This is a genomic window from Bacillus sp. bc15, assembly GCF_900142585.1.
Lineage (GTDB): Bacteria > Bacillota > Bacilli > Bacillales > Bacillaceae_G > Bacillus_A > Bacillus_A cereus.
Map to the genome: position 1 here is coordinate 588468 of NZ_FRBJ01000001.1, position 22038 is coordinate 610505.

Here is a 22038-nt window from a genome sequence, read left to right on the forward strand (position 1 = left end):
AGGAAGATTTTGATTGGATTTAGTTTAGCTATATTAGCAGGAATATTAATTAGCTTACAATCTGTTTTTAATGCAAAAGTAAATGAAAATGTAGGACAGTGGTTAACGACTACATGTGTCCTTGGAATAGGTCTCATTAGTTCTATTCTATTTTATATCATTACAGAAAACAGTATTAGCATTAAAGTGTATACTGCAAATTATTTGTTTTATGTAAGTGGACTGTTTGGCATCGGGTTAATTATTTGTATAATGGGTGCAATAAAGAGTTTAGGTCCAGCATATACGGTGCTAATTAGTCTTATTACTCAATTGGTCGTTGCGTTATGTATTGATACATTTGGATTATTTGGAATGGAGAGCATTCCATTACAAATAAATAAATTAGTTGGTATAGGTTTATTAATTGTGGGAGTAGGTATTTTTAAAAATCTATTTTCGAATAAGAAAGCTATTCATATAAGAAAGGATAGGGTCTAAAGAATTTAAAGGTAAAATGTTGACGGTCAGAACATATACAATTAAAAAGTAGTAAGTGGGTTATAAGAAGAGAGGGTAAGTGATTCAACATATGTTGCAAGATGGTGTACATGATTTGGAAATCGATGAGATTCAACATTTTAGCTCCTACGTAAAGTGCATGCAAGATTTTATCCCGCTATTTGTCGGGCAGTAAGACCCCTACCTCAAAATTCAGCGAGAGCAAAGAAGTTAGGTGGGGTTCGGGCTGCCCGTAAAAGCTCGATTGGTGAGGGCTAATAATCAGTGGGGGATGAGCAAAGCCCCCACTGATTAAAGTTTCACTTCACAATTATGTTTCTGCCTTTGATTTTATTAAAATTAACATTTATGACCTAAGTATAAATGTATTGAGCTCTTCTTTACTTTTTTATTTTTTGAACCGTAAATGAACAAACTTCAACATTTTTATTAAGTTTACAATTCTCATCATTATACGCGTACTACCGTCCCAATCTTTATTTGTAGCTATATCTTTAAAGAAAGGGGAGCAGCTCAATACTTTTATTGTAGAGGACCATTTTTCTATTGATTTTGGATTATTTACGTAAAAATACATCATAGCACCGTTATTACCAGATTTTTTTACAGTAGCATTCGAAAGATTCAGTGCGAACTTTGATTCAGCGTCAAAATATAATTCTCCTGCAGGGAAACGTTTTGACATAGCGACTACGATCTTTTTTAAATCTTCTTCTTTAAAGTAATAAAACACACCTGCTGATATAAAAAGAATACCGTCGTTTGGATTATATTTTATATCGTCAAACCAAGAAGTATCAAAAAATGATTTAGCAATGCTAATGTTTCTAGGGGTATCTTCAATTAAAGTTTTGCGAAAAGAGATTGCATCGGGCAAATCAAGATTGTACCAATGTATTGTACCGTTATCGATTCTTGAAAAAGTAGTGTCTAGTCCGGAACCGATGTTTACAATAGTAGCATTCGGGTGTTTTATTATAAATTGTTTTATCGTATCGTCAATTTTTCGTGCACGGGTAATGTATGTGATACATCCGTATTCGCCAAATGTATTTGCTATTGTTGAGAAGTCAAAATCACATTCTTTAATTATTCGAATAGCTTCTATATCATCTAAAATATCCTTATTTTTCTCACTGCCATATGCTCTTCCCCATAGTGGAATAAGCATTGTACCTTGTACAGATTGCAAATCTAATTCTTTAACCATGAAACATCCTCCGTTTAATAATAAACAATATATCTAGTCGTTATTTAACATTTTTGAGAGCATTGTATTTGTTTTATATAGTCCATAAGTTAAATCCCGTCTATCCTCTTCAGATAACTTTTCGAGGTTTACTGTGAAATTATTATATATTTGTTTCCATCTCTCATAATGTACTTTTTCAGCTTTTTCTGTCAGAGAGATTAATATAGCTCTTTTGTCTACCATATCTTGCTTTTTTATGATGTATCCGTTTTGTTCTAAGTTACGCACTGTTACACTTAATTGTTGTTTAGGGATGTTTAAATAACTAGCAATCATTTTTAAGTTTACAGGCACCTTTTGCTGGGCGATATACTCTACTACGTGTTGTTCTAAATGTGTAAATTCTGAGGATTTCTCCGATAGTAATTTAAAAGTACCTGACATATTTAATAATAAATTCATGTATTCGTTTAATAATTCGTTTTGGGTCATTGTTTTTGATTCCTTTATGAATTTAGTTATTATTTTATTACTAAATTTACTATAAATCAATTAAAGTTACTCTTTATAGTAAATGAATGTTTACTAATAACTATTTTTTTGAATTTATGTGGACTGAATTATAAGGGCGCGAGAAGTGGTTTTAGGTAAGGAGAATATAACCGAAAAAAATATTACTAAACGTATATAACTAATGAATACAATGTCTTTTTCGGTTATTATGTTGTAAATAATTTTATGATAAAATCTTTTACATAATGAAATAAAGGGGTAGTTTTCTATGGGTTATTTCTCAAATGGTTTATTAGTTTTGTTTGTGCTAATCGTATGCAGTTGTATATTTTTTGGTTGATAATATAATGAGAGTCTTATATAAAAGAAGTTATCTTAAGTGAGATAACTTCTTTTTACTTTATATTGAGAAGGAATTCTATCTTTCTTATTGAAGTTTGTTCTAGTTATTTTTACATCAATCAGATTTGTGTAAAGGGAATTTTATGAAATATAAACAAGCCAGAGAATAGGGAGTATTTACATGGAAAATAGTATACGCTACACAAGTGAACATCCTACAGATTTTAATGGATTATTATCCTTATACGAATCTTTAGGATGGAATTCTCTTAAATTAACGGTTAACGAGTTAGAACGAATGTGTAAGCAAAGTTGGTATGCAATTTATGTTTTTGATGATAAGAGGTTAGTAGGGATGGGGCGTGTCATATCAGATGGAGTCATAACAGGCATTATTTGTGGAGTTGGTGTATTGCCAAAATATCAGTCTAGTGGCATCGGAAAAGAAATAGTGAAACGATTAATCCAGCACTGTGAACAAAACAAGGTTATTCCACAACTTATGTGTGTAGAAAAGTTGCAATCTTACTATGAATCTATAGGGTTTGAAGCATTCTCTATTGGGATGACAAAACATATTATAAGATAGAGGTGCTTTATCCCGCTATTTGCCGGGTAGTAAAACCCCCCACTGATTAAAGTTTCACTTTATATTTTCAGTTTACTCGTACATATTTTCAAACTTCAACATAAAGGAGAATGGCTGTATGGAGATTGCTAAAGGGATAGAAATGTTACAACTTGAATTTCAAGAATTTGTTATTCATCCAATTCTTTTATGGGATGATGAAATGGCAGTATTAATAGATACGGGTTTCCCAGGACAAATTGAAGATATACAAGTAGAGATGGAAAAGGTTGGGGTATCATTTGATAAGTTAAAAGTCGTGATTTTGACGCATCAGGATATTGATCATATAGGTAGTCTTCCGGAATTGTTGCAGCGCTGTCGAAGTAATATTAAAGTTTATGCGCACGAACTAGATAAGCCATATATCGAGGGGGATTTACCTTTATTGAAGGACGGAAATATAGAGAACCGACCAAAAGGAAAAGTGAGTGATACTGTGATTGACGGGCAAGAACTTCCATATTGCGGTGGAATACTAATTCTTCATACTCCAGGGCATACTCCGGGTCATATTAGTTTATATTTGAAACAAAGTAAAATTCTTGTCGCTGGAGACTCGATGTATAGTGTGAATGGAGTGTTAGGAGGAATTCATGCCCCAACAACTTTAAATATTATGGAAGCACGGCAGTCTTTGAAGAAGTATTTAAATTTACATATTGAATCTGTAGTTTGTTACCATGGGGGATTTAGTAAGCGGAATATAAATATTCAACTTCAAAATTTGTAAAAGTTAAAGTGAAATTTTGTGTTAAACAGCATTGAAGTATAATCTGATTATTAGTATATAAATAAATTATAAAAGAGCATGTTTGAAAAAATTCAAACATGCTCTCTTTTATTAAAGCAAATCAGTTTAATATGTATGACCTAATCCGCTCCAATAAAAAGAAACGATTTCTTGTGATAATTCATCTATATTTGCAAGAATAGGATTGTGATTTTCATCTTTAAAATTCCCAATTGATAATAAAGATACGAAAGCATGAGCCGCAAATTTAGCGTTTCCTTTCGGGATTTCTCCGATGTGCATCGCATTATCGAGTGCTTTTTCTAGTACTTCATACATATTATCTTCAGCATTTTTTAATTCTTTCAATTGTTCTTCAGATAACGACAGTTTTGCATCTTTCATAAAATTTTTCATATCAATATCCATCGTTGCGTGTAAGTAAACTTTAGCGAAGTCTAATAATCTTTCTTCTAACGTTTTGTTTGTAGAGAGTATTTGAGACATATTCTCACGTATACGTACCATCATTTCGATCATAGTAGCGGTAAATAAATCGGCTTTTGTTGAATAGTAATAGTAGACAGTTGCTTTCGTAACACCACAAACTTTTGCGACCTCATCCATAGAAACGACTTGATAATTTTGTGTAAGAAATAAGCGGGTTGCTACTTCTAAAATGGTTTCTTTTGTAGATTTTGTATTTTTATTTTGACGCGGCCTTCCGAGAGGACGTTGTTTTTGTTCCAAATACATTCGCTCCTGACATTTATGATTGAGATAATTATAACATAATTTTCAATCATTCTTGATTAATTAACCGACCAGTATATATAATTAATAATGGAGAAAAAAAGGAAGGTGGGTTTTTATGAAAAAGCACCCGTTACATATGTTAGGGAGGCTTGTAGCAGGGAGAAATACGCAGTGGATCACTTTATCGGTGTGGATTCTTATTACATTATTACTTTCATTTACGTTACCACAAGTAAACAGTACGAAAGAACCGAATCCGAAAAATTTACCTGAAACAGCTATGTCACAGCAAGCGGAAGCGCTTATGAAAAAAGAGTTTCCGAATAATGCAGGGAATCCGTTGTTAGTAGTATGGTATAGAGATGGTGGATTACAGTCACAGGATTATAAACTCATACAAGATGTTTATAAGGAGTTAAAAGCTAGTCCTTTAAAAGAACAATCAACGTTACCACCATTTGATACAATCCCAGAGCAAGTATTATCAAAAAGTGCATCAAAAGATGGTACATCATTTGTTACACCGGTATTTTTTAATAAATCTGCTGGTACAGATATATTAAAAGGAAATCTTGAAGAGTTTAGAAAAATAGTGAATAGTAAGGTGGATGAAGATCCATTTAAACAAAAAATAAGTGAATCTGGTTTACATGTTCGATTATCAGGACCTGTAGGTATTCAAACGGATGCAGTTAGTTTATTTAGTCAAGCAGATGTGAAATTGTTAGTGGCTACTGTACTACTAGTGTTAGTTTTGTTAATTTTACTGTATCGTTCACCAATTTTAGCGATTTTACCTATACTTGTTGTTGGCTTTGCATACGGTATTATTAGTCCTACACTCGGTTTTTTAGCTGATCACGGATGGATTAAAGTAGATGCCCAAGCGATATCAATTATGACAGTATTATTGTTTGGCGCTGGAACGGACTATTGTCTATTTTTAATTTCGAGATATAGAGAGTACTTGTTAGAAGAAGAAAGTAAATATAAAGCATTACAACTTGCGATTAAAGCTTCTGGCGGTGCAATTATAATGAGTGCATTAACTGTTGTACTTGGATTAGGAACATTACTACTTGCTCATTATGGAGCCTTTCATCGATTTGCAGTACCATTTAGTGTTGCTGTATTTATAATGGGAATCGCTGCTTTAACGATTTTACCAGCACTATTATTAATATTCGGTAGGATTGCATTTTTCCCGTTTATACCGAGAACAACTTCAATGAATGAGGAGTTTGCAAGAAAGAAAAAGAGGGCTGTAAAAGTTGAAAAATCAAAAGGCTCCTTTAGTAAAAAACTTGGAGATATTGTAGTACGAAGACCGTGGACAATAATTATGCTAACTGTATTTGTATTAGGCGGATTGGCTTCATTCGTACCACGTATTCAATACACATATGACTTATTAGAGTCGTTTCCAAAGGATATGCCTTCTCGTGAAGGGTTTACGTTAATTAGTGATCATTTCTCAGCTGGTGAACTAGCACCAATAAAAATTGTTGTTGATACGAAAGGCAAAGAGCTTCCTATTAAACAAGAACTAGAGAAATTTTCTTTCGTAAATACAGTGAAAGAGCCAAAAGAGGGAAAAGAAAATAAGCAAATACAAATGTATGAAGTTTCTTTAGCGGAAAATCCATACTCAATTGAAGCGTTAGATCAAATTCCTAAATTGAAAAGTAGTATAGAAAAAGTATTAAAAGGTGCTGGGATTAGTAATGCTAAAGATCAATTATGGATTGGTGGGGAAACAGCTTCATTATATGATACAAAGCAAATTACGGAACGTGATGAATCAGTAATTATTCCAGTAATGATTAGCATTATCGCTTTACTATTACTTGTCTACTTACGATCGGTTGTTGCGATGATTTATTTAATTGTAACTGTCGTTTTATCATTCTTCTCAGCGTTAGGAGCAGGATGGATATTACTTCATTACGGTATGGGTGCGCCGGCCATTCAAGGTGCGATACCGTTGTACGCATTCGTATTTTTAGTTGCTTTAGGTGAAGATTATAATATCTTTATGGTTTCAGAAATATGGAAAAACAGAAAGACACAAAATCACTTGGATGCAGTAAAAAATGGTGTAATACAAACAGGTAGTGTTATTACATCGGCTGGTTTAATTTTAGCAGGAACTTTTGCAGTGTTAGGTACACTTCCAATTCAAGTATTAGTTCAATTTGGTATTGTAACTGCAATTGGCGTATTACTAGATACGTTTATCGTAAGACCGTTACTTGTACCCGCGATTACAGTAGTTTTAGGCCGATTTGCTTTTTGGCCAGATAAACTTTCAAGAAAGAGTGAAGAAATACAAAAGGTGGATGCATAGTTAAAAAAGCCAAGGATATTTTCCTTGGCTTTTTTCAATGTAGTTAATTAATTTTTTGAAGTCAAATCATCAGCTGCAGCGTGATCAGCATCTTCAATTGTTGTTTCGGGCATTCCGTATAAGCCGTTCATTGCTTGTTCTTCGATAGTAAGATTTGCAGTATTATTATTTTGAATAGATGTAGTGTTTTCAGTAACATTTTCTTTTTTATTCATATTTTTGTTATTCATGTATGTATCCTCCAAATTTCATTTGATTTATCTATAGTATGTGGATGGATTTCCAGAAATATGTGAATTGATTCTTACATATGTTATATAATTAAATGAATAATTAGGGTGAATTTTAAACTGTTAGGAGTGAACAAGTATGGTGAGAGCAAGGGAATTAGCCTTCTAAAATAAAAAGAAAATTTTAGGAGGCTATTAGAATGAAGTTTCATGTAATTGATAGAGAAGATTGGAATAGAGAGCGGTATTTTGAGCATTATTTAAAGTTGAAATGTACATTTAGTATGACTGTGAATGTTGATATCACGATGTTATTAGAGGAAGTATATCAAAAGGGAATAAAATTTTATCCCGTTTTTATATATTTAATTTCTAGAGTAGTAAATAATCATAAAAAATTTCGAACATGTTTTAACGATGAAGGAGTTTTAGGCTATTGGGAGGAAATGATACCGAGTTATACAATCTTTCATAAAGATGATAAGTCTTTTTCAAGTATATGGACGGATTATTCAAGTGATTTCCGCACTTTCTATAAAAAGTATGAAGACGATATGAGATACTATGCTAGTGTTCATGGTCTTTTCACGAAAGAAAATATTCCGCCTAATGTATTTCCGATTTCTAGCATACCTTGGACTAGTTTTACTGGATTTAATCTTAATATTAATAATGATGAAAATTTTCTATTGCCAATTATAACTTGTGGGAAATATTTTAACGAAGGAAACAAGGTTATGCTACCAGTTTCATTGCAAGTACATCATTCGGTTTGTGATGGATATGATGCGAGTAAATTTATAGAAGATTTACAGCAGTTAAGTAATACTTGCAATGAGTGGCTTAAGTAATATCTAATTTTTAATTATATAAAGTGAAACTTTAATCAGTGGGGGGGTTCAGCCCTCACCAATCGGGATTTTACGGGCAATTGATCCCCCACCTAACTTCTTTGCTTTCGCTGAATTTTGAGGTGGGGGTCTTACTGCCCGGCAAATAGCGGGATAAAATTGAAAATGAATAAAAGAAGAGAACATGTTTATATTACATGGTCTCTTTTTATTATTCATTAATACTAAGTAACTGTGGAAAATATAGGGTGATTTGTAGTTTAATAGTAAAGAGAGTGATTAGTGTTAATTTTCTTAGTTTTTAAAAAGGATATAAATGTTTTAATAGGGGGGAGTAAAGTGAAATTTGTAAGCATTGAAAAAGAGGAGATCCTAATTGGGAATATGGCAAATTTGTATTGTAAAGTATTTGAGAAAACAAATTTCAATGAAATGATCAAGCGAATGAATAGGCATATAGAATATACAGGTTTTAAAGGTATAGTAGCAATAAATGATGAAAATGAAGTAGTTGGTTTTACTTATGGTTATCGCTCAATGGAGGGACAGTACTATAATCAATTAATGAGAGAAGCGTTACATCTAGAGCAAGTAGACGAATGGTTGCAAGATTGTTTTGAATTTGTAGAGTTAGCAGTTCACCCACAATATCAAAATAAAGGTCTTGGAACGAAATTACATAATAAATTACTAGAAGGAGTTTCAAATAGAACGAGTGTTTTAACAACACAAATAAACAATGAAAAAGCACGTTCGTTATATGAAAGATTAGATTGGATAAATGTATTGGAGCCATTTCATCCAAGTAAAAATGATGTTCCATATGTAATAATGGGAAAAGCATTAAAAACAAAAGTGAATTGATAATTATGGCATTCACAAAAATTATTGGTTTGTAATAATGAAGGGGAAAACAACAATGATATCTATAGAAAAAGCTACAATTTTAGATGCTGAGAAATTAACAGAAATAATGAAAAGAACATTTGATGCAGAAGCAAAACAATGGCTATACGGCCAAGATGATGTCATTGATTATAACATTCAACCGCCAGGATATTCTTCAGTTGAAATGATGGAATATTCCATTGAAGAATTGGATTCTTTCAAAGTTGTAATGGATAAAGAAATAATCGGAGGGATAATAGTTACGATTTCTGGTAAGTCGTACGGTCGAATTGATCGTATTTTTGTAAATCCTGTTTATCAAGGAAAAGGCATTGGATCACATGTTATGAAATTAATAGAAAAGGAATATCCAAACATAAAGATTTGGGATCTCGAAACATCTAGTAGACAAATTAATAATCATCACTTTTATAAAAAGATGGGCTACCAAATGATTTTTGAATCGGAAGATGAGTATTGTTACGTGAAAAGAATAAAAACAAGCTCAAATAAAGAGAGTGTAGTTACAAATAAAGATATGAAAAATAGTCAATACGAAAACTGTAATTTAGCAAATACAGAGTATTATCAAGTGAATTTAAAAAACAGTTCATTTGTTGGTAGCAATATAATGAATACGAATATGAGTAATTGTAATGTAAGTCAATCAAAGTTTAGAAATATAAATTTTAGATGGTCATCATATGCAGATTTAAATCTTTCTGGTAGTAAATTTAATTTGGTGACTTTAGGTGGAGTGCAATTTAAAAATACAAGTCTCGGAGATGAGAAGGAACCTATTTTATTCGATAAATGTGATTTGGAAGGTAGCACCATAAGTAATAGTAATCTGAAAAATATTGAAATAGAAAATTGTGATATAGTCGGCATGAAACTAAATGGTATTCTGATCGAAAATTTGCTTAATTTATATAATAAAGTGAAAAGTTAACCATATAGATATAGTTGTTAATCTTTTTGGAAATTAAGTATTATATCGAAATAATTATGTAAAAATGACATAAAGAAATACGGACGAGAAGGTCATTCATGAACGTTTCTAGAATACACACAAATATATTGTTATTTATATGGAGGAGAGAAAGATGGAGATCAATGTTAGAGCAGTAGAAATACAAGATGCTAGAGCAATTCATCGTATATGTATGCAGGATGACGTTTTACCGTATATGGTTTTCTTACCTAGCATGCGTGTAGAAGCTATGGAAAATAGAATTCGAAATTTAGCACCAAATCAATTTGAATTTGTTGCAGAATATGATGGAGAAATTGTTGGATTTGTAGGTTTAACACAAAGTCCGGGCCGAAGATCCCATTCAGGCGATTTATTCATTGGGGTTGATAGTGAATATCATAATAAAGGAATTGGGAAAGCACTTCTTACGAAGATGCTTGATTTGGCTGATAATTGGTTAATGTTAGAGAGAGTAGAACTAGGTGTGTTAGAAACGAATCCAAAAGCAAAAGCTTTATATGAAAAATTTGGATTTGTAGAAGAGGGAGTAAAGATAGGGAATTTGAAAGCTCACGGAAAGTTTATTAATGAAATTATGATGAGTCGTTTTAGACCGGATGGTTTAATTGTACATAATTAGTAGTTAAAAGCATGACAGTATACTGTCATGCTTTTTTATTAGAATTTGGCTGTATTAAAAATAATACTAAACCAATAAAAATAACGGTAATTCCTAGTCCTTGTTGTAAAGAAATGGTCTCATGTAATATAAAGTACGCTAGTATACAAGTGCCAATTGTTTCACCTAAAATACTCATTGAAATTACAGTAGCACTTATCCATTTTAATAACCAATTAAAAATGGTTTGTCCTAAAATTGTAGCAATGAAAGCTAATCCAATAAAGCACAACCAAGTTTGTGTAGAGTAATGGATGAAAGATTCTTGTTGTGTGAAAGCAAATATGCCAAGAAAGCCAGCACTACTTCCATAACTAATTACCGAATATGGTATAAGTGACAAATCTTTACGAACGTGTTGGCTAATGAAAAAATAAGCAGTAATGATACCGGCAGCGATAAGTGCTAAAATATCTCCATATAAAGCTTCTCCACTAATTTGGAAATCTTGCCAGCCAATGATGATACTACCTGAAATAGCGATGAGGCAACCAATAACTGCTCCTTTCGTAAATCTCTCCTTAAATAAAAAATAACCACCAATCATTGAGAACAAAGGTTGTAACGTTACGATAACTGTAGAGCTTGCTACAGAAGTATATTGTAATGATTCAAACCATAGTACATAATGTGCAGCTAAAAATAGCCCAGATACGAATCCAAGTGCCCATTGTTTTTTCGTTAAAGTTTTTAGCTCATTTCGACTATTTTTATTAAATAGTAATAACGGTAACAGAATTAGTGTAGCAAAGAATAATCGGTAAAAAGCAATGATTGTCGCAGGAGCATCTGCCAATTTTACAAAAATAGCTGAAGTTGATAAGGCGAATACACCAAAAAATAAGATGCAATATGAAAGAATAGGTGATTTCAAAGTTTGTCCCTCCGATAGAATGTTTATTATAATAAACTTAATACGATATAATGTACAAAAGTAAGTATATAAGTCCCGGAGATAATAGGGAAGGGTTATTTGCCTTTGTTTAGTATGTCAGCACAAAGACAACGAAACATGCATTATGATGGACGAAAGGAAGTTTTACTGTGATACATGATAGGCTTGGACAAACGGTATTAAGTTATCGTAAGAAAAATAATATGACAATTCGTGAATTCGCTGATTATGCAGGGATTAGTACGTCGTTAATTAGCCAAATTGAAAGAGGACATGCTAATCCTTCTTTAAATGTTTTGGAATTAATTGCAAAAGCATTAAATGTACCGCTGTTTACACTTTTTATTAACGATATTGATACAGATTCACTCATTTCTAAGAAAAAAGATCGAAAAAAAGTATATCGGGAAAACAATGATCACATTGTATATGATGTATTAACACCTGATTTTATGAAAGCACGTATTGAAATGCTAATGATGGATTTAAATAAACAAGCAAACACAACAGAAAGCCATTATTCCCATGAAGATAAGGAAGAGATTGCTGTTATTATGAAAGGGGAAGTGTATGTGGAATTGGAGGGAAAAGAATATTTTTTAGAAGAAGGCGATGTTGTACGTATTCCACCGAATGTGAAGCATCGATTTTTGAATAAAAGTGATGAATCGAATCACATTTTATTTGTCCTGACACCATCTTTAGGATGAAAATATAGTGATTTTTATTAGGGGAGGAAGAAAATGGAAAACGATAGTATTTTAAAAGGCGGCCTTTCAATTATTTCTCAATGTAAAAAAGAAACAAATGATATTTGGCATGCACATTTTGGAGCAGCTGCAATTGCTAGTTATTTTTTTATGAAAGATAATAATATTGATGAAGAAACAGCTCGTAATATGTATTCGCAAACAAGGATGATGCTGAACAAGAAAAAAATTGGTGAGATGATTGATGATAAAAAAGAAATGAATTTTCAAATTGCGGAGAATATGATTATAAAATCTTTAGAACAAACGATTGATGAGCTTCATTGGGTGGGGCATAACGTCATTTATGCGTCATTGAGTTTATTAGCTATGAAAGAGCTACAAAAATGGGGTGATAATCAAGCAATTGAAGGGATTACTACTCTTATTTTATCATTTCGAAAAACAATTCCAGGTAGATCGTGGATTGGTTATACGACGAAAGAAGTAAAACAATTAAGTTTTGAAGATGAGATACAAAGTGAATTGAGTAATCCAACACAAGTATCTCAGTTCATTTTAAATGAGTTATCGAAATTTAATAGTATTTATCGAGCGGAATCACATCATGATTTAATTGGGCATTTGCTTACATACTCCCACGCAATTAATATAATGTATGATTTAGGACATATAGATATATTTCAACGAGGGATACGTCCGCTGTTAAAACTAGTATACGTACTAAGAGCTAGCCAAAAGCTCAAGCTGAATACGGAAATAACTTTACACTCACCTATAGATCGATTACCTTTAATTCAATCTAAACGTGCAAATATTTTACCAACTGAAAATATATTTTGGATAAAAGACTATAGTGAATTCGATTGGGATTTTGGTCATGTATTTAAATTCTCATATAGTTATTTTAATCATATACAGAGAGCTCCAAATTATAAAGATATCACATTAGAAAAATTCCGTTATGTTATTAATTCTTAATGAACGTTAATGATCTGTAAAAGGAAGTTTAATCTAGTTTCTTTTTTTGTTAGTAGTATATTATTTTTTCAAATATGTAAGATTTTACATGCGTATTTTACTTTTACTAATTATGTAAGTAGGCTATACTGAAATACATACATTTTATTTTTGGAGAGATGTAAAACGACATGGAACTAGCGAAATTGGAAAAAGTAATTGAAATAAAAAAAGAAGAACTTTTATATTTAGTATCGGATTATGGGATTCAACATGAAAAAGTATTGGCATTGAGTCAAGAACTAGACAAATTAATCAATTACTTTATGTTTTTAAAATAAAGAGAACTATGACGGGGTTTGTAAATGTTATAGTTCTTTTTTATTAGGTAATTTGAAAATATATTAAAATATATTGTCTAATTTCTTACAGAATGCGCAACTTGCTAGTCGAATATAAGGACTTTTGGTTATAATAAAAAGGAATTATTAATTGTATCGGTTAGGAGCGCAGCACATATGAAAACAGTTGTTGTTATCGGTGGAGGTATAACGGGACTTTCTACTATGTTTTATTTAGAAAAATTAAAAAAGGATTATAATATCGATTTAAATTTAATTCTTATTGAGAAAGAAGAGCATTTAGGTGGTAAAATCCATAGTGTGGAAGAAAAGGATTTCATTATGGAGTCAGGGGCGGATTCAATCGTTGCTCGTAATGAACACGTTATGCCACTTGTAAAAGATTTAAATTTAGAAAATGAAATGGTATATAATGAAACGGGTATTTCTTACATATATTCTGAAAACATGTTACATCCAATTCCTTCTGATACTATATTTGGGATACCGATGAGTGCCCGGTCGTTGTTTAACAGTACGCTAGTCTCAACGAAGGGGAAAATCGTAGCTTTAAAAGATTTCATAACGAAAAATAAAGAGTTTACGAAAGATACATCACTTGCTCTATTTTTAGAAAGCTTTTTAGGGAAAGAGTTAGTGGAAAGACAAATTGCTCCTGTGCTTTCAGGCGTATATTCTGGTAAATTGAATGAGCTTACAATGGCATCTACATTACCGTATTTACTGGATTATAAAAATAAGTATGGAAGTATTATTAAAGGTTTTGAAGAGAATAAAAAACAATTTCAATCAGCAGGAAATAAAAAATTCGTATCATTTAAAGGTGGACTATCTACGATAATTAATCGCTTAGAAGAAGTGCTGACTGAAACTGTCGTAAAAAAAGGTGCTATAACGACGGCTGTAAGTAAACAAGAAGATCGATATGAGATTTCTTTTGCAAATCATGAAACAATACAAGCAGATTATGTTGTTTTAGCAGCTCCACATGATATAGCGCAAACTTTATTACAGTCTAATGAGTTAAATGAGCAGTTTAATACATTTAAAAACTCATCTCTTATTAGTATTTATTTAGGATTTGACATACTAGATGAACAACTACCAGCTGACGGTACGGGGTTTATTGTAACGGAAAACAGTGATTTACATTGTGATGCTTGTACATGGACAAGTCGAAAGTGGAAACATACATCGGGTAAACAAAAATTATTAGTTAGAATGTTTTATAAGAGTACCAATCCGGTATATGAAACAATCAAGGATTACAGTGAAGAAGAATTAGTACGAGTAGCTTTATATGATATTGAAAAGAGTCTCGGAATTAAAGGTGAACCAGAAGTAGTTGAAGTTACAAATTGGAAAGATTTAATGCCGAAATATCATTTAGAACATAATCAAGCGGTTCAAGCATTGCAAGAAAAAATGACAAATCTTTATCCAAATGTATATTTAGCTGGTGCCTCATATTATGGTGTTGGAATTGGTGCGTGTATTGGAAATGGAAAGAATATTGCCAATGAAATAATGGCTACATTAAATAAATAATACTGTAGAATAAATAAAAACTGTTCCTTCAGCAAAATGAAGGAACAGTTTTTATTTATTTTATTTGAATGGAAATTTTATTGTTTTTTACATTGTTTTCTTTTATTGTTAATGTTATTTCTCCAGATTCTTTAAATGAATACGGTGATAGTTGATAAATATCTTTTATATCATGTTTTTCTTGTAATTTACTTATCGGTATTAATACGATATTTGGCTTCCATGTTTCTTGTTTTCCTGAAGGATATTCTATAAGTATTACCGGATTTTTTAACTGCATTTTTTTCCAAGAGACGAAATATAGTTGAACTTCTGTATCTTTTTTTAATAATTCTTCGGAGAAATAACCGAATTCGTCTACATTACCGAAAACAGTGTAGTTTTGATTTTTTAATTTAATATCTAAATAACTAGGTTGATATGTTACTGCATGATAAGTTCCATATGAAAGTGAGAGTATGGCAGCGATTAAAATACCGATTGAAAATGTCTTAAAGCTATTACCTTTAAAGTTAGTCATCATGAAAGAGTTTGGTGTGAATTTTTTTGCGAATAAAAAAATAAGTAATATGAGTAAGAGGGATAAGCCGATGAATATATACATAGGAAATTTACACCTCCACAATAAAATAATATATTAACTATATTTTACCATAAATGTATGGGGTAGGGTGGTTGTTTGGAAGGAGAAAATGAAGAAATAATTTTTTTTACAGTTCTTGATAATTTGAAATTCGATTTATGGAAATTATAGCGTAATGTTTGAGTAGTAATCAGAAGGTATCCAATTCGTGTATATAGAATAAAGAGGGAATGCGTCATTAGAAATGTTTGATTTATGGAACAATAAGGACTTTAGTAATTATAAATATTTTTTCTGATATAATGAATGAGTAGAGAGAAAGGAGTGATCCTATGGCATTTCCTATATTAGAAACAGAACGCTTACGTTTAGTTGAAATAGAACAATCTTATTGTCAAAAAATATATGAAATCTTTTCATTGGATGAAGTAACGTGTTATTACGGTATGAATTCTTTTACGGAGTTTGGACAAGCTTCACGTATGATCGAATCTTTTTCGAAAAATTACTTTGAGAAAAAGGCAATACGATGGGGAATTGTGTTAAAAGAAACGAACGTTTTAATAGGAACAATTGGACTAAACAATTTACAATTATGGAGTAAACGATCTGAGATTGGATATGACCTGCATCCTCGTTATTGGGGAAATGGTTATGCGTCAGAAGCGGCTCGAGAAATTATTGATTATGGGTTTAAAGATTTGGGTTTGTTTAGAATTGGAGCTATTACATATCCTGAAAATGTTACTTCTTGTAGAATGTTATCTAAAATCGGCTTTCAAAAGGAAGGTCTATTGCGCGGATATATTCATCAAGGAAATAAGCAACACGATGCATTATTGTATTCTATAGTGCGAACTGATATTGAGGACATAAATTTATAATAAAAAAAACCTCTTAATTAAAAGAGGTTTTTTTTATTATAAATTAACCTAATTTAGGTAATAAACGTTCTCCGCTTTTCATGCTACTTTTACATAAAGGGCATTTAGGCTCTTCTTCAAATGAAAAGTTCTTTCTCATCCATCCTAAACAATCCTCTGATTCACATTCCCAAACAGGGGTTTGTTCTGGTGGTACTTCTGCTACATCGTTCTTTCGATTGCGATACATGTAACCACTCCTTTTATGTAAAAAATTTTAGTTATATATTAAAAAGGTTGTTAACCTTGCTGGTAACAACCTTTTTATTGTTTGAATTATAGCTTTACAACGTTTTTAGCTTGAGGTCCGCGGTTACCTTCTTCAACTTCGAAGCTAACTTCTTGACCTTCGTCAAGAGACTTGAAGCCGTCGCCAGTGATAGCTGAGAAGTGAACGAATACGTCGTTACCGTCTGCAACTTCGATGAAACCGAAACCTTTTTCGCTGTTAAACCATTTTACTTTACCTGTTAATGTCATGGTAATGCCTCCTAAAAGTAGAAAAATTACAATATGATCGGCCTTATTTGAATGAAAATAAAAGTTCACATATTATCAAAAACCCATAAGGAGTACAAAATGTCCCTGATTGATACTTGATAATATGCAAAGAAAATATAGTGTTAAATTGACCTTAATTACTATCTTACAACAAATGGTGGGAAATAGCAAGTGCTGGTAATACCACTGACTAATCTGGGTGATAATAGTAAAGGCACAAAGGCATCTCTTTTATTTATATATTATTCCTAATTTGAATTTATTCCAAACAAAAATCATTTATATGAAAAAATAAATTTAAATAAAAGGCTAAATATTATTTTAATATTGCTGATGAGTACCATAATTAGGAGGATAGAATATTGCAAAATAAACAATTTAAAATAATTGAAGCAGCAAAAGAAGGAAGAAGAAAAGTTCATCCTGTTTTTGCTGTCATACTCGCGATTATATTTTTAACTTTAGGTGAATTATTTATGTTGTTTATGCTGATTTTACCGAAAGCAGAAACAACTTTTATGAAGGCGATTTATAGCGACATTGAGATGATATTAACGTTTGGCGGCGCAATATTTTTTGTGTTTTTATGGATTAGATTTGTAGAGAAAAGATCATTTTCATCCATTGGTTTTTGGAGAAATCAATGGATAAGAAAATATTTGAGAGGTACATTAATAGGATTTGTTTTCATTTCAATACCAGTAATTTTACTCCTATTAGCAGGAGTTGTAACATTACAAATACAAAAAATTACAGTAACCGCTATATTGGGTATTGTAGGTTCTTTAGTTGCATTTTTAATACAAGGGGCAACGGAAGAAATTATTGTACGAGGTTGGTTATTCCCGGTTCTTTCTGTTAGAAGTCGTATATGGGTTGGGATTGTTGTGACATCTTTCTTATTTGGTTTTCTTCATTTACTTAATCCAGGTATTACAATTCTTTCAATATCGAATATAATATTAGTTGGTGTATTTGCAGCTTTTTACGTTTTAGAAGACAGTAGTCTGTGGGGGATTTGCGCATGGCATTCCATTTGGAATTGGGCACAATATAACGTCTACGGTTTTGCAGTTAGCGGGATGACTATATATTCAACTCCGCTATTTAAACCTGCAACAAATGGCCCCGAATTCCTTCATGGAGGCACGTTCGGAATTGAAGGTAGTATCATTACAACAATCATGCTCGCTATTGCTTCAATTGTTTTATGGAGAAAGTTATGGGGAAGAAAAGTGAAACAACGAAATTTTAGTTAATGAAAGAGGGAGAAACTATGGGGATAATAGCATTTGAGGGAGCAAGCGCTGTTGGTAAAAGTACCACGTGCCGTGAATTAGAAAAGAATTATGGTGCTTATATAATACCTGAAGTGAATTCTTTATTTGAAAGGCCAAAAAATGAACATAGAACATGGTATTTTGAAAAACAAGTTGAGCGTTGGAATATAGCTGTTCAGAAGTCGGAGCAATATGAATTCGTAATACTTGATGGGGATATATATCAACCACTTAGTTATAATTGGTGTTTTCATTTTGATATATTTAATCAGCCATTATCTTTAATAGAAAATTTTTATAAAGAAAAGATGGTAAATAGGGAAATTGGTTTTCCGGATCAATATTTTTATTTATATACGAACGATGAAGAACTTAGAAAGCGGAAAGTATATGATGAAACGAAAAGAAGGAGAAACTTTGAAAAACATTTACATATATCAAAATCGTTTCAGCGTTATTATGAAAATTTAAATACTGTTACAGATGGGTATTGTAAATTAATTGAGGCGAAAAGTGTAAAATCGAATGAAATAGAAATTGTAAATAATTTAAACAGTTTAAATGTTTGTGAAGAAAGACGTTTTGATGTTTCGAGGTTAGATGCTATTACGAAGTGGTTAAAAGAAAATCGTGCATAAAGTAAAAACAACGAGTGTTGTAGAACGCGCTCGTTGTTTTTTTGCTTCTTTATAAATATAAAGGAAAAATTTGTAGAATACTTTCAATATTTAACAGAATAATCTTTCAATTTTAAAGAAAAAGAAATACAATATGAGAAAGTATATATAAATAATATGATAGGGGATGGGATGCGATATTTTAAATGAAGTAACAGTTTTTATATAAAAAATAATTAGGTAGTCAGAACAGAGATATTTGGGAGGAAACAAGCGCGATGAAAACACTATTTAAAATAATCGGTATTCTAGCTGGTATGGCGGTAATCGGAGTAGGTTTAACATATGGTATGCTGCATTATTTAAATAATAGTAAAACAGCTGCGAAAAAGGCATCACCAGCTGCTCCAGCAGTAGAAGTACTAGCTGATAGTAACGTAAAAGCAGAAAATGCAAAGCTTTTAGAAAATGGCAATTATTCATTGCCGAATAGTGGTTTTAATAAAAATTTTAAATGGACAGATGAGAACATACAGACAGCATTACATGAAATGGCACATCAAAAAGCGAAAGCTGATCAAAAATGGGGCTATATTTTTATTACACAAGAGCGGATTGAAAGCTTAATTGATATTGTAAAGAGTAATGATCTTGTACAGGGAAGTACATATGTAGAAATTTTAGAACGATGGAAACAAGGAAAATATGAAAAAGTTGATGCAGATCACAATAAGATTTGGAAATTACAAAGTGGGAATTTAGGAGAAGGAAAAGGAGTAATGTCGGAAGCTGAGCAAAAAGAATTAATTAATCAAGTGTTTATGAACAAAGGTACATATTCAGGGAGTAAATTAATTGCAGGTGGCGGACAGACTAATAAATAATATACTAATTAATGTAAGAGAGTAATTGCTTATTAGGCAATTACTCTTTTTATATGTACTTCTTAATATCTTAATCTCGTTCAAGTAAGGAAAGAAACGACTGTAACACCGGGGAAATCCATCTGGATTTATGATAGATTACATGACTTTGAATAACGGATGGAGTTTCGATAGGCTGAAAACATAGTTGTTCTTTTTGACAACTTTCCTGTACAACGATATAAGGAAGAATTGAAATGCCTAACTCACACATGACGGATTGTTTAATGACTTCAACATTGGAAGTTTCAAATGTTTTAGCTGGAATATTTCCGCTTTGACGTAAAAAACGATCTACCATTGTCCTATAGCCGCAACTTTGTTCTGTAAAAATGAACTGAGTTTCCTGTAATAACTGGAATGGATTTGTATGTGCAGCGGAATAAGCTGGTAAAATCCATCCAAATGTTTCATTACTAAAAGTACGCGTAATAAAATCATTATGTTCTATACTTTCTCCAATTATGAAGACAACGTCTGTTTCTCCTTCACGTAATTTTTGTAATGCTTGTTCATTTGTGTTTGTTTCAAGTACGATATTTACTTTCGGATTTTTCTGTTTGTAAGTACGTAATAATTGTGGTAATCGGTATACCGCTAATGATTCATTAGATGTAATACTTAATGTACCTTCTAAATAATCTGTATTTTGGGGGATTTCTTGCGCTTTTTCATATATTGAAAGTAATTCTAATGCATAAGGATGAAATTGATGACCTGCTTTTGTAAGTAGCACTTTTTTCCCTAACCGATCGAAAAGAGGAATATGTAAATCGTTCTCTAAAGCTTTCATATGTGCTGTAACAGTAGGTTGCGCATAACCTAGCGCGTGCGCAGCTTTAGAAAAATTACCATACTTCACAATGGCGCAAAATGTTTTAACATGTCTCATTTCCATAAGCGATCCCTCTTTTATTATCATGATTTGTGAATGATTATATCATGTATTTTAATTTTCCAAATGATTAAATTCTGTATAAAATGAAATTGTAGAAATATTCATTCAGGTGATATTGGAGGAGAAAAGATGATCAAAAAGGGCTATCATGTAGCTGTTGTTGGGGCTACAGGTGCGGTAGGGCAAAAAATTATTGAACTGTTAGAGAATGAAATGAAGTTTAATATAGTTGAAGTTACATTGCTTTCGTCAAAACGATCCGCTGGTAAGAAAGTAAGATTCAAAGGACGAGAGATAATTATACAAGAGGCAAAAACAACTAGCTTTGAAGGTGTAGATATTGCCTTTTTTAGCGCTGGGGGAGAAGTATCTAGACAATTTGTAACTCATGCAGTTTCTAGTGGTGCGATTGTAATTGATAACACAAGTGAGTACCGAATGGCACAAGGTGTACCGCTCGTTGTTCCGGAAGTGAATGCGCACACTTTAAAACAGCATAAAGGTATCATTGCAGTTCCAAATTGTTCAGCATTACAGATGGTAACAGCACTTCAGCCGATTCGAAAATCATTTGGTTTAGAAAGAATTATCGTTTCAACATATCAAGCTGTATCGGGTTCTGGCATTCATGCGATTCATGAATTACGAGAGCAGGCTAAGTCTATACTTGCAGGTGAAGAAGTGAAGAGTGATATATTACCGGTGAAAAAAGATAAAAAACATTATCCAATAGCATTTAATGTACTGCCTCAAGTAGATGTATTTACAGACAATGATTTTACTTTTGAAGAAGTCAAAATGATTCAAGAAACGAAGAAAATATTAGAAGATGAAAACCTGAAAATGGCAGCTACTTGTGTACGTGTTCCAGTTGTATCGGGGCATTCAGAATCGGTTTATATAGAACTGGAAAAAGAAGCAAGCGTTGCGGAAATCAAGGAAATACTAATGGATGCACCAGGTGTTATTTTGCAGGATAACCCTAGTGAACAGCTGTATCCAATGCCATTATATGCAGAAGGGAAAATAGATACATTTGTCGGAAGAATACGTAAAGATCCTGATACGCCAAACGGATTTCACCTCTGGATTGTTTCCGATAACCTATTAAAAGGTGCGGCTTGGAATTCAGTTCAAATCGCAGAGACTTTAGTGGAAAAGGGGATACTTTAATATAGTTTAAAAAACTGGGGAATCGTTAA

General features: G+C 32.0%; 26 protein-coding genes. 17 read left to right on the top strand and 9 right to left on the bottom strand.

Going from position 1 to position 22038, the window contains the following annotated elements; all coding sequences use genetic code 11:
- Nucleotides 1-9 precede the first annotated feature (9 nt).
- Nucleotides 10-480, top strand: coding sequence for a DMT family transporter (locus tag BUA87_RS03015; protein ID WP_000579012.1), 471 nt, complete (start codon nt 10-12; stop codon nt 478-480).
- Nucleotides 481-889: 409 nt separating this feature from the next.
- Here BUA87_RS03015 and BUA87_RS03020 read toward each other — a convergent pair whose 3' ends face one another.
- On the bottom strand, nt 890-1711 hold the full coding sequence (locus tag BUA87_RS03020) for a class I SAM-dependent methyltransferase (RefSeq protein WP_000237901.1): 822 nt from the start codon (nt 1709-1711) through the stop codon (nt 890-892).
- A gap of 33 nt (nt 1712-1744) precedes the next feature.
- Nucleotides 1745-2185 (bottom strand): MarR family winged helix-turn-helix transcriptional regulator, encoded by a 441-nt coding sequence (locus BUA87_RS03025; RefSeq protein ID WP_000192923.1) that lies wholly within the window; start codon nt 2183-2185, stop codon nt 1745-1747.
- 544 nt (nt 2186-2729) lie between these two features.
- On the opposite strand from BUA87_RS03025, the gene BUA87_RS03030 reads away from it, so the two are divergent.
- Nucleotides 2730-3137 carry a GNAT family N-acetyltransferase gene (locus tag BUA87_RS03030; protein WP_000431735.1) on the top strand — a complete coding sequence of 136 codons (408 nt, stop codon included), beginning with the start codon at nt 2730-2732 and terminating at the stop codon, nt 3135-3137.
- A 118-nt stretch (nt 3138-3255) separates the two neighbouring features.
- A complete protein-coding gene (locus tag BUA87_RS03035; protein WP_072938368.1) occupies nt 3256-3909 on the top strand; it encodes an MBL fold metallo-hydrolase in 654 nt (217 codons plus the stop codon).
- Between the two features lie 126 nt (nt 3910-4035).
- Here the strand turns inward: BUA87_RS03035 and BUA87_RS03040 are convergent, their stop codons facing one another.
- Entirely contained in the window at nt 4036-4659 is a 624-nt protein-coding gene (locus BUA87_RS03040; protein WP_000436024.1) for a TetR/AcrR family transcriptional regulator, read from the bottom strand.
- 121 nt (nt 4660-4780) lie between these two features.
- On the opposite strand from BUA87_RS03040, the gene BUA87_RS03045 reads away from it, so the two are divergent.
- Nucleotides 4781-7012: an MMPL family transporter gene (locus BUA87_RS03045; RefSeq protein WP_072938372.1), complete on the top strand. Its 2232-nt coding sequence runs from the start codon at nt 4781-4783 to the stop codon at nt 7010-7012.
- A 47-nt stretch (nt 7013-7059) separates the two neighbouring features.
- On the opposite strand, the gene BUA87_RS03050 is transcribed toward BUA87_RS03045, so the two are convergent.
- Nucleotides 7060-7242, bottom strand: coding sequence for a DUF4021 domain-containing protein (locus BUA87_RS03050; RefSeq protein WP_001060657.1), 183 nt, complete (start codon nt 7240-7242; stop codon nt 7060-7062).
- A 200-nt stretch (nt 7243-7442) separates the two neighbouring features.
- On the opposite strand from BUA87_RS03050, the gene catA reads away from it, so the two are divergent.
- The 4 genes from catA to BUA87_RS03070 all read left to right on the top strand — a co-directional run bounded on the left by catA (nt 7443) and on the right by BUA87_RS03070 (nt 10597).
- Nucleotides 7443-8093, top strand: coding sequence for a type A chloramphenicol O-acetyltransferase (catA, locus tag BUA87_RS03055; RefSeq protein WP_000668543.1), 651 nt, complete (start codon nt 7443-7445; stop codon nt 8091-8093).
- A gap of 339 nt (nt 8094-8432) precedes the next feature.
- A complete protein-coding gene (locus BUA87_RS03060) occupies nt 8433-8957 on the top strand; it encodes a GNAT family N-acetyltransferase (RefSeq protein ID WP_000673976.1) in 525 nt (174 codons plus the stop codon).
- A gap of 37 nt (nt 8958-8994) precedes the next feature.
- A complete protein-coding gene (locus BUA87_RS03065) occupies nt 8995-9933 on the top strand; it encodes a GNAT family N-acetyltransferase (protein WP_025118050.1) in 939 nt (312 codons plus the stop codon).
- A 154-nt stretch (nt 9934-10087) separates the two neighbouring features.
- Nucleotides 10088-10597: a GNAT family N-acetyltransferase gene (locus BUA87_RS03070; protein ID WP_000405229.1), complete on the top strand. Its 510-nt coding sequence runs from the start codon at nt 10088-10090 to the stop codon at nt 10595-10597.
- Between the two features lie 25 nt (nt 10598-10622).
- On the opposite strand, the gene BUA87_RS03075 is transcribed toward BUA87_RS03070, so the two are convergent.
- Nucleotides 10623-11510 carry a DMT family transporter gene (locus BUA87_RS03075; RefSeq protein WP_000841797.1) on the bottom strand — a complete coding sequence of 296 codons (888 nt, stop codon included), beginning with the start codon at nt 11508-11510 and terminating at the stop codon, nt 10623-10625.
- 170 nt (nt 11511-11680) lie between these two features.
- Between BUA87_RS03075 and BUA87_RS03080 the strand changes: the two genes are divergently transcribed.
- From BUA87_RS03080 to BUA87_RS03095, 4 genes are all read left to right on the top strand, one after another.
- Entirely contained in the window at nt 11681-12241 is a 561-nt protein-coding gene (locus tag BUA87_RS03080) for a helix-turn-helix domain-containing protein (RefSeq protein WP_000581029.1), read from the top strand.
- Between the two features lie 33 nt (nt 12242-12274).
- Nucleotides 12275-13222: a hypothetical protein gene (locus BUA87_RS03085; protein ID WP_000426607.1), complete on the top strand. Its 948-nt coding sequence runs from the start codon at nt 12275-12277 to the stop codon at nt 13220-13222.
- Between the two features lie 170 nt (nt 13223-13392).
- Complete coding sequence (locus tag BUA87_RS03090; RefSeq protein ID WP_000417698.1) at nt 13393-13542, top strand: aspartyl-phosphate phosphatase Spo0E family protein; 150 nt, start codon at nt 13393-13395, stop codon at nt 13540-13542.
- Nucleotides 13543-13719: 177 nt separating this feature from the next.
- A complete protein-coding gene (locus BUA87_RS03095) occupies nt 13720-15111 on the top strand; it encodes a protoporphyrinogen oxidase (protein WP_072938376.1) in 1392 nt (463 codons plus the stop codon).
- A 55-nt stretch (nt 15112-15166) separates the two neighbouring features.
- On the opposite strand, the gene BUA87_RS03100 is transcribed toward BUA87_RS03095, so the two are convergent.
- A complete protein-coding gene (locus tag BUA87_RS03100; RefSeq protein WP_000275231.1) occupies nt 15167-15715 on the bottom strand; it encodes a hypothetical protein in 549 nt (182 codons plus the stop codon).
- A gap of 311 nt (nt 15716-16026) precedes the next feature.
- Here BUA87_RS03100 and BUA87_RS03105 point away from each other — a divergent pair, with 311 nt between their 5' ends.
- Nucleotides 16027-16578: a GNAT family N-acetyltransferase gene (locus tag BUA87_RS03105; RefSeq protein ID WP_000885398.1), complete on the top strand. Its 552-nt coding sequence runs from the start codon at nt 16027-16029 to the stop codon at nt 16576-16578.
- 43 nt (nt 16579-16621) lie between these two features.
- Here the strand turns inward: BUA87_RS03105 and BUA87_RS03110 are convergent, their stop codons facing one another.
- Both BUA87_RS03110 and cspD read right to left on the bottom strand, forming a co-directional pair.
- Nucleotides 16622-16807 (bottom strand): cold-shock protein, encoded by a 186-nt coding sequence (locus BUA87_RS03110; RefSeq protein WP_000286203.1) that lies wholly within the window; start codon nt 16805-16807, stop codon nt 16622-16624.
- Nucleotides 16808-16893: 86 nt separating this feature from the next.
- Nucleotides 16894-17097 carry a cold-shock protein CspD gene (gene cspD, locus BUA87_RS03115; protein ID WP_000176366.1) on the bottom strand — a complete coding sequence of 68 codons (204 nt, stop codon included), beginning with the start codon at nt 17095-17097 and terminating at the stop codon, nt 16894-16896.
- A 383-nt stretch (nt 17098-17480) separates the two neighbouring features.
- On the opposite strand from cspD, the gene BUA87_RS03120 reads away from it, so the two are divergent.
- From BUA87_RS03120 to BUA87_RS03130, 3 genes are all read left to right on the top strand, one after another.
- Nucleotides 17481-18377, top strand: coding sequence for a CPBP family intramembrane glutamic endopeptidase (locus BUA87_RS03120; RefSeq protein ID WP_072938379.1), 897 nt, complete (start codon nt 17481-17483; stop codon nt 18375-18377).
- Nucleotides 18377-19036 carry a nucleoside/nucleotide kinase family protein gene (locus tag BUA87_RS03125; protein WP_025117739.1) on the top strand — a complete coding sequence of 220 codons (660 nt, stop codon included), beginning with the start codon at nt 18377-18379 and terminating at the stop codon, nt 19034-19036. Before BUA87_RS03120 ends, BUA87_RS03125 begins: the two co-directional genes overlap by 1 nt.
- Before the next feature lie 257 nt (nt 19037-19293).
- Nucleotides 19294-19899, top strand: coding sequence for a PRK06770 family protein (locus tag BUA87_RS03130; RefSeq protein ID WP_000853595.1), 606 nt, complete (start codon nt 19294-19296; stop codon nt 19897-19899).
- 70 nt (nt 19900-19969) lie between these two features.
- Here BUA87_RS03130 and BUA87_RS03135 read toward each other — a convergent pair whose 3' ends face one another.
- On the bottom strand, nt 19970-20836 hold the full coding sequence (locus BUA87_RS03135; protein WP_072938381.1) for a LysR family transcriptional regulator: 867 nt from the start codon (nt 20834-20836) through the stop codon (nt 19970-19972).
- Nucleotides 20837-20965: 129 nt separating this feature from the next.
- On the opposite strand from BUA87_RS03135, the gene BUA87_RS03140 reads away from it, so the two are divergent.
- Nucleotides 20966-22009, top strand: a complete 1044-nt coding sequence (locus BUA87_RS03140) for an aspartate-semialdehyde dehydrogenase (RefSeq protein ID WP_000591711.1) — start codon at nt 20966-20968, stop codon at nt 22007-22009.
- Nucleotides 22010-22038 lie beyond the last annotated feature (29 nt).

What these genes read in the sequence shown, in the direction of transcription:
- BUA87_RS03035 (WP_072938368.1), top strand. Translation starts at nt 3,256, where the DNA reads ATGGAGATTGCTAAAGGGATAGAAATGTTACAACTTGAATTTCAAGAA.
- BUA87_RS03045 (WP_072938372.1), top strand. Translation starts at nt 4,781, where the DNA reads ATGAAAAAGCACCCGTTACATATGTTAGGGAGGCTTGTAGCAGGGAGA.
- BUA87_RS03085 (WP_000426607.1), top strand. Translation starts at nt 12,275, where the DNA reads ATGGAAAACGATAGTATTTTAAAAGGCGGCCTTTCAATTATTTCTCAA.
- BUA87_RS03050 (WP_001060657.1), bottom strand. Translation starts at nt 7,242, where the DNA reads ATGAATAACAAAAATATGAATAAAAAAGAAAATGTTACTGAAAACACT.
- BUA87_RS03140 (WP_000591711.1), top strand. Translation starts at nt 20,966, where the DNA reads ATGATCAAAAAGGGCTATCATGTAGCTGTTGTTGGGGCTACAGGTGCG.
- BUA87_RS03110 (WP_000286203.1), bottom strand. Translation starts at nt 16,807, where the DNA reads ATGTATCGCAATCGAAAGAACGATGTAGCAGAAGTACCACCAGAACAA.
- BUA87_RS03070 (WP_000405229.1), top strand. Translation starts at nt 10,088, where the DNA reads ATGGAGATCAATGTTAGAGCAGTAGAAATACAAGATGCTAGAGCAATT.
- BUA87_RS03135 (WP_072938381.1), bottom strand. Translation starts at nt 20,836, where the DNA reads ATGGAAATGAGACATGTTAAAACATTTTGCGCCATTGTGAAGTATGGT.
- BUA87_RS03105 (WP_000885398.1), top strand. Translation starts at nt 16,027, where the DNA reads ATGGCATTTCCTATATTAGAAACAGAACGCTTACGTTTAGTTGAAATA.
- cspD (WP_000176366.1), bottom strand. Translation starts at nt 17,097, where the DNA reads ATGACATTAACAGGTAAAGTAAAATGGTTTAACAGCGAAAAAGGTTTC.
- BUA87_RS03090 (WP_000417698.1), top strand. Translation starts at nt 13,393, where the DNA reads ATGGAACTAGCGAAATTGGAAAAAGTAATTGAAATAAAAAAAGAAGAA.
- BUA87_RS03130 (WP_000853595.1), top strand. Translation starts at nt 19,294, where the DNA reads ATGAAAACACTATTTAAAATAATCGGTATTCTAGCTGGTATGGCGGTA.
- catA (WP_000668543.1), top strand. Translation starts at nt 7,443, where the DNA reads ATGAAGTTTCATGTAATTGATAGAGAAGATTGGAATAGAGAGCGGTAT.
- BUA87_RS03030 (WP_000431735.1), top strand. Translation starts at nt 2,730, where the DNA reads ATGGAAAATAGTATACGCTACACAAGTGAACATCCTACAGATTTTAAT.
- BUA87_RS03065 (WP_025118050.1), top strand. Translation starts at nt 8,995, where the DNA reads ATGAAGGGGAAAACAACAATGATATCTATAGAAAAAGCTACAATTTTA.
- BUA87_RS03020 (WP_000237901.1), bottom strand. Translation starts at nt 1,711, where the DNA reads ATGGTTAAAGAATTAGATTTGCAATCTGTACAAGGTACAATGCTTATT.
- BUA87_RS03095 (WP_072938376.1), top strand. Translation starts at nt 13,720, where the DNA reads ATGAAAACAGTTGTTGTTATCGGTGGAGGTATAACGGGACTTTCTACT.
- BUA87_RS03025 (WP_000192923.1), bottom strand. Translation starts at nt 2,185, where the DNA reads ATGACCCAAAACGAATTATTAAACGAATACATGAATTTATTATTAAAT.
- BUA87_RS03100 (WP_000275231.1), bottom strand. Translation starts at nt 15,715, where the DNA reads ATGTATATATTCATCGGCTTATCCCTCTTACTCATATTACTTATTTTT.
- BUA87_RS03125 (WP_025117739.1), top strand. Translation starts at nt 18,377, where the DNA reads ATGAAAGAGGGAGAAACTATGGGGATAATAGCATTTGAGGGAGCAAGC.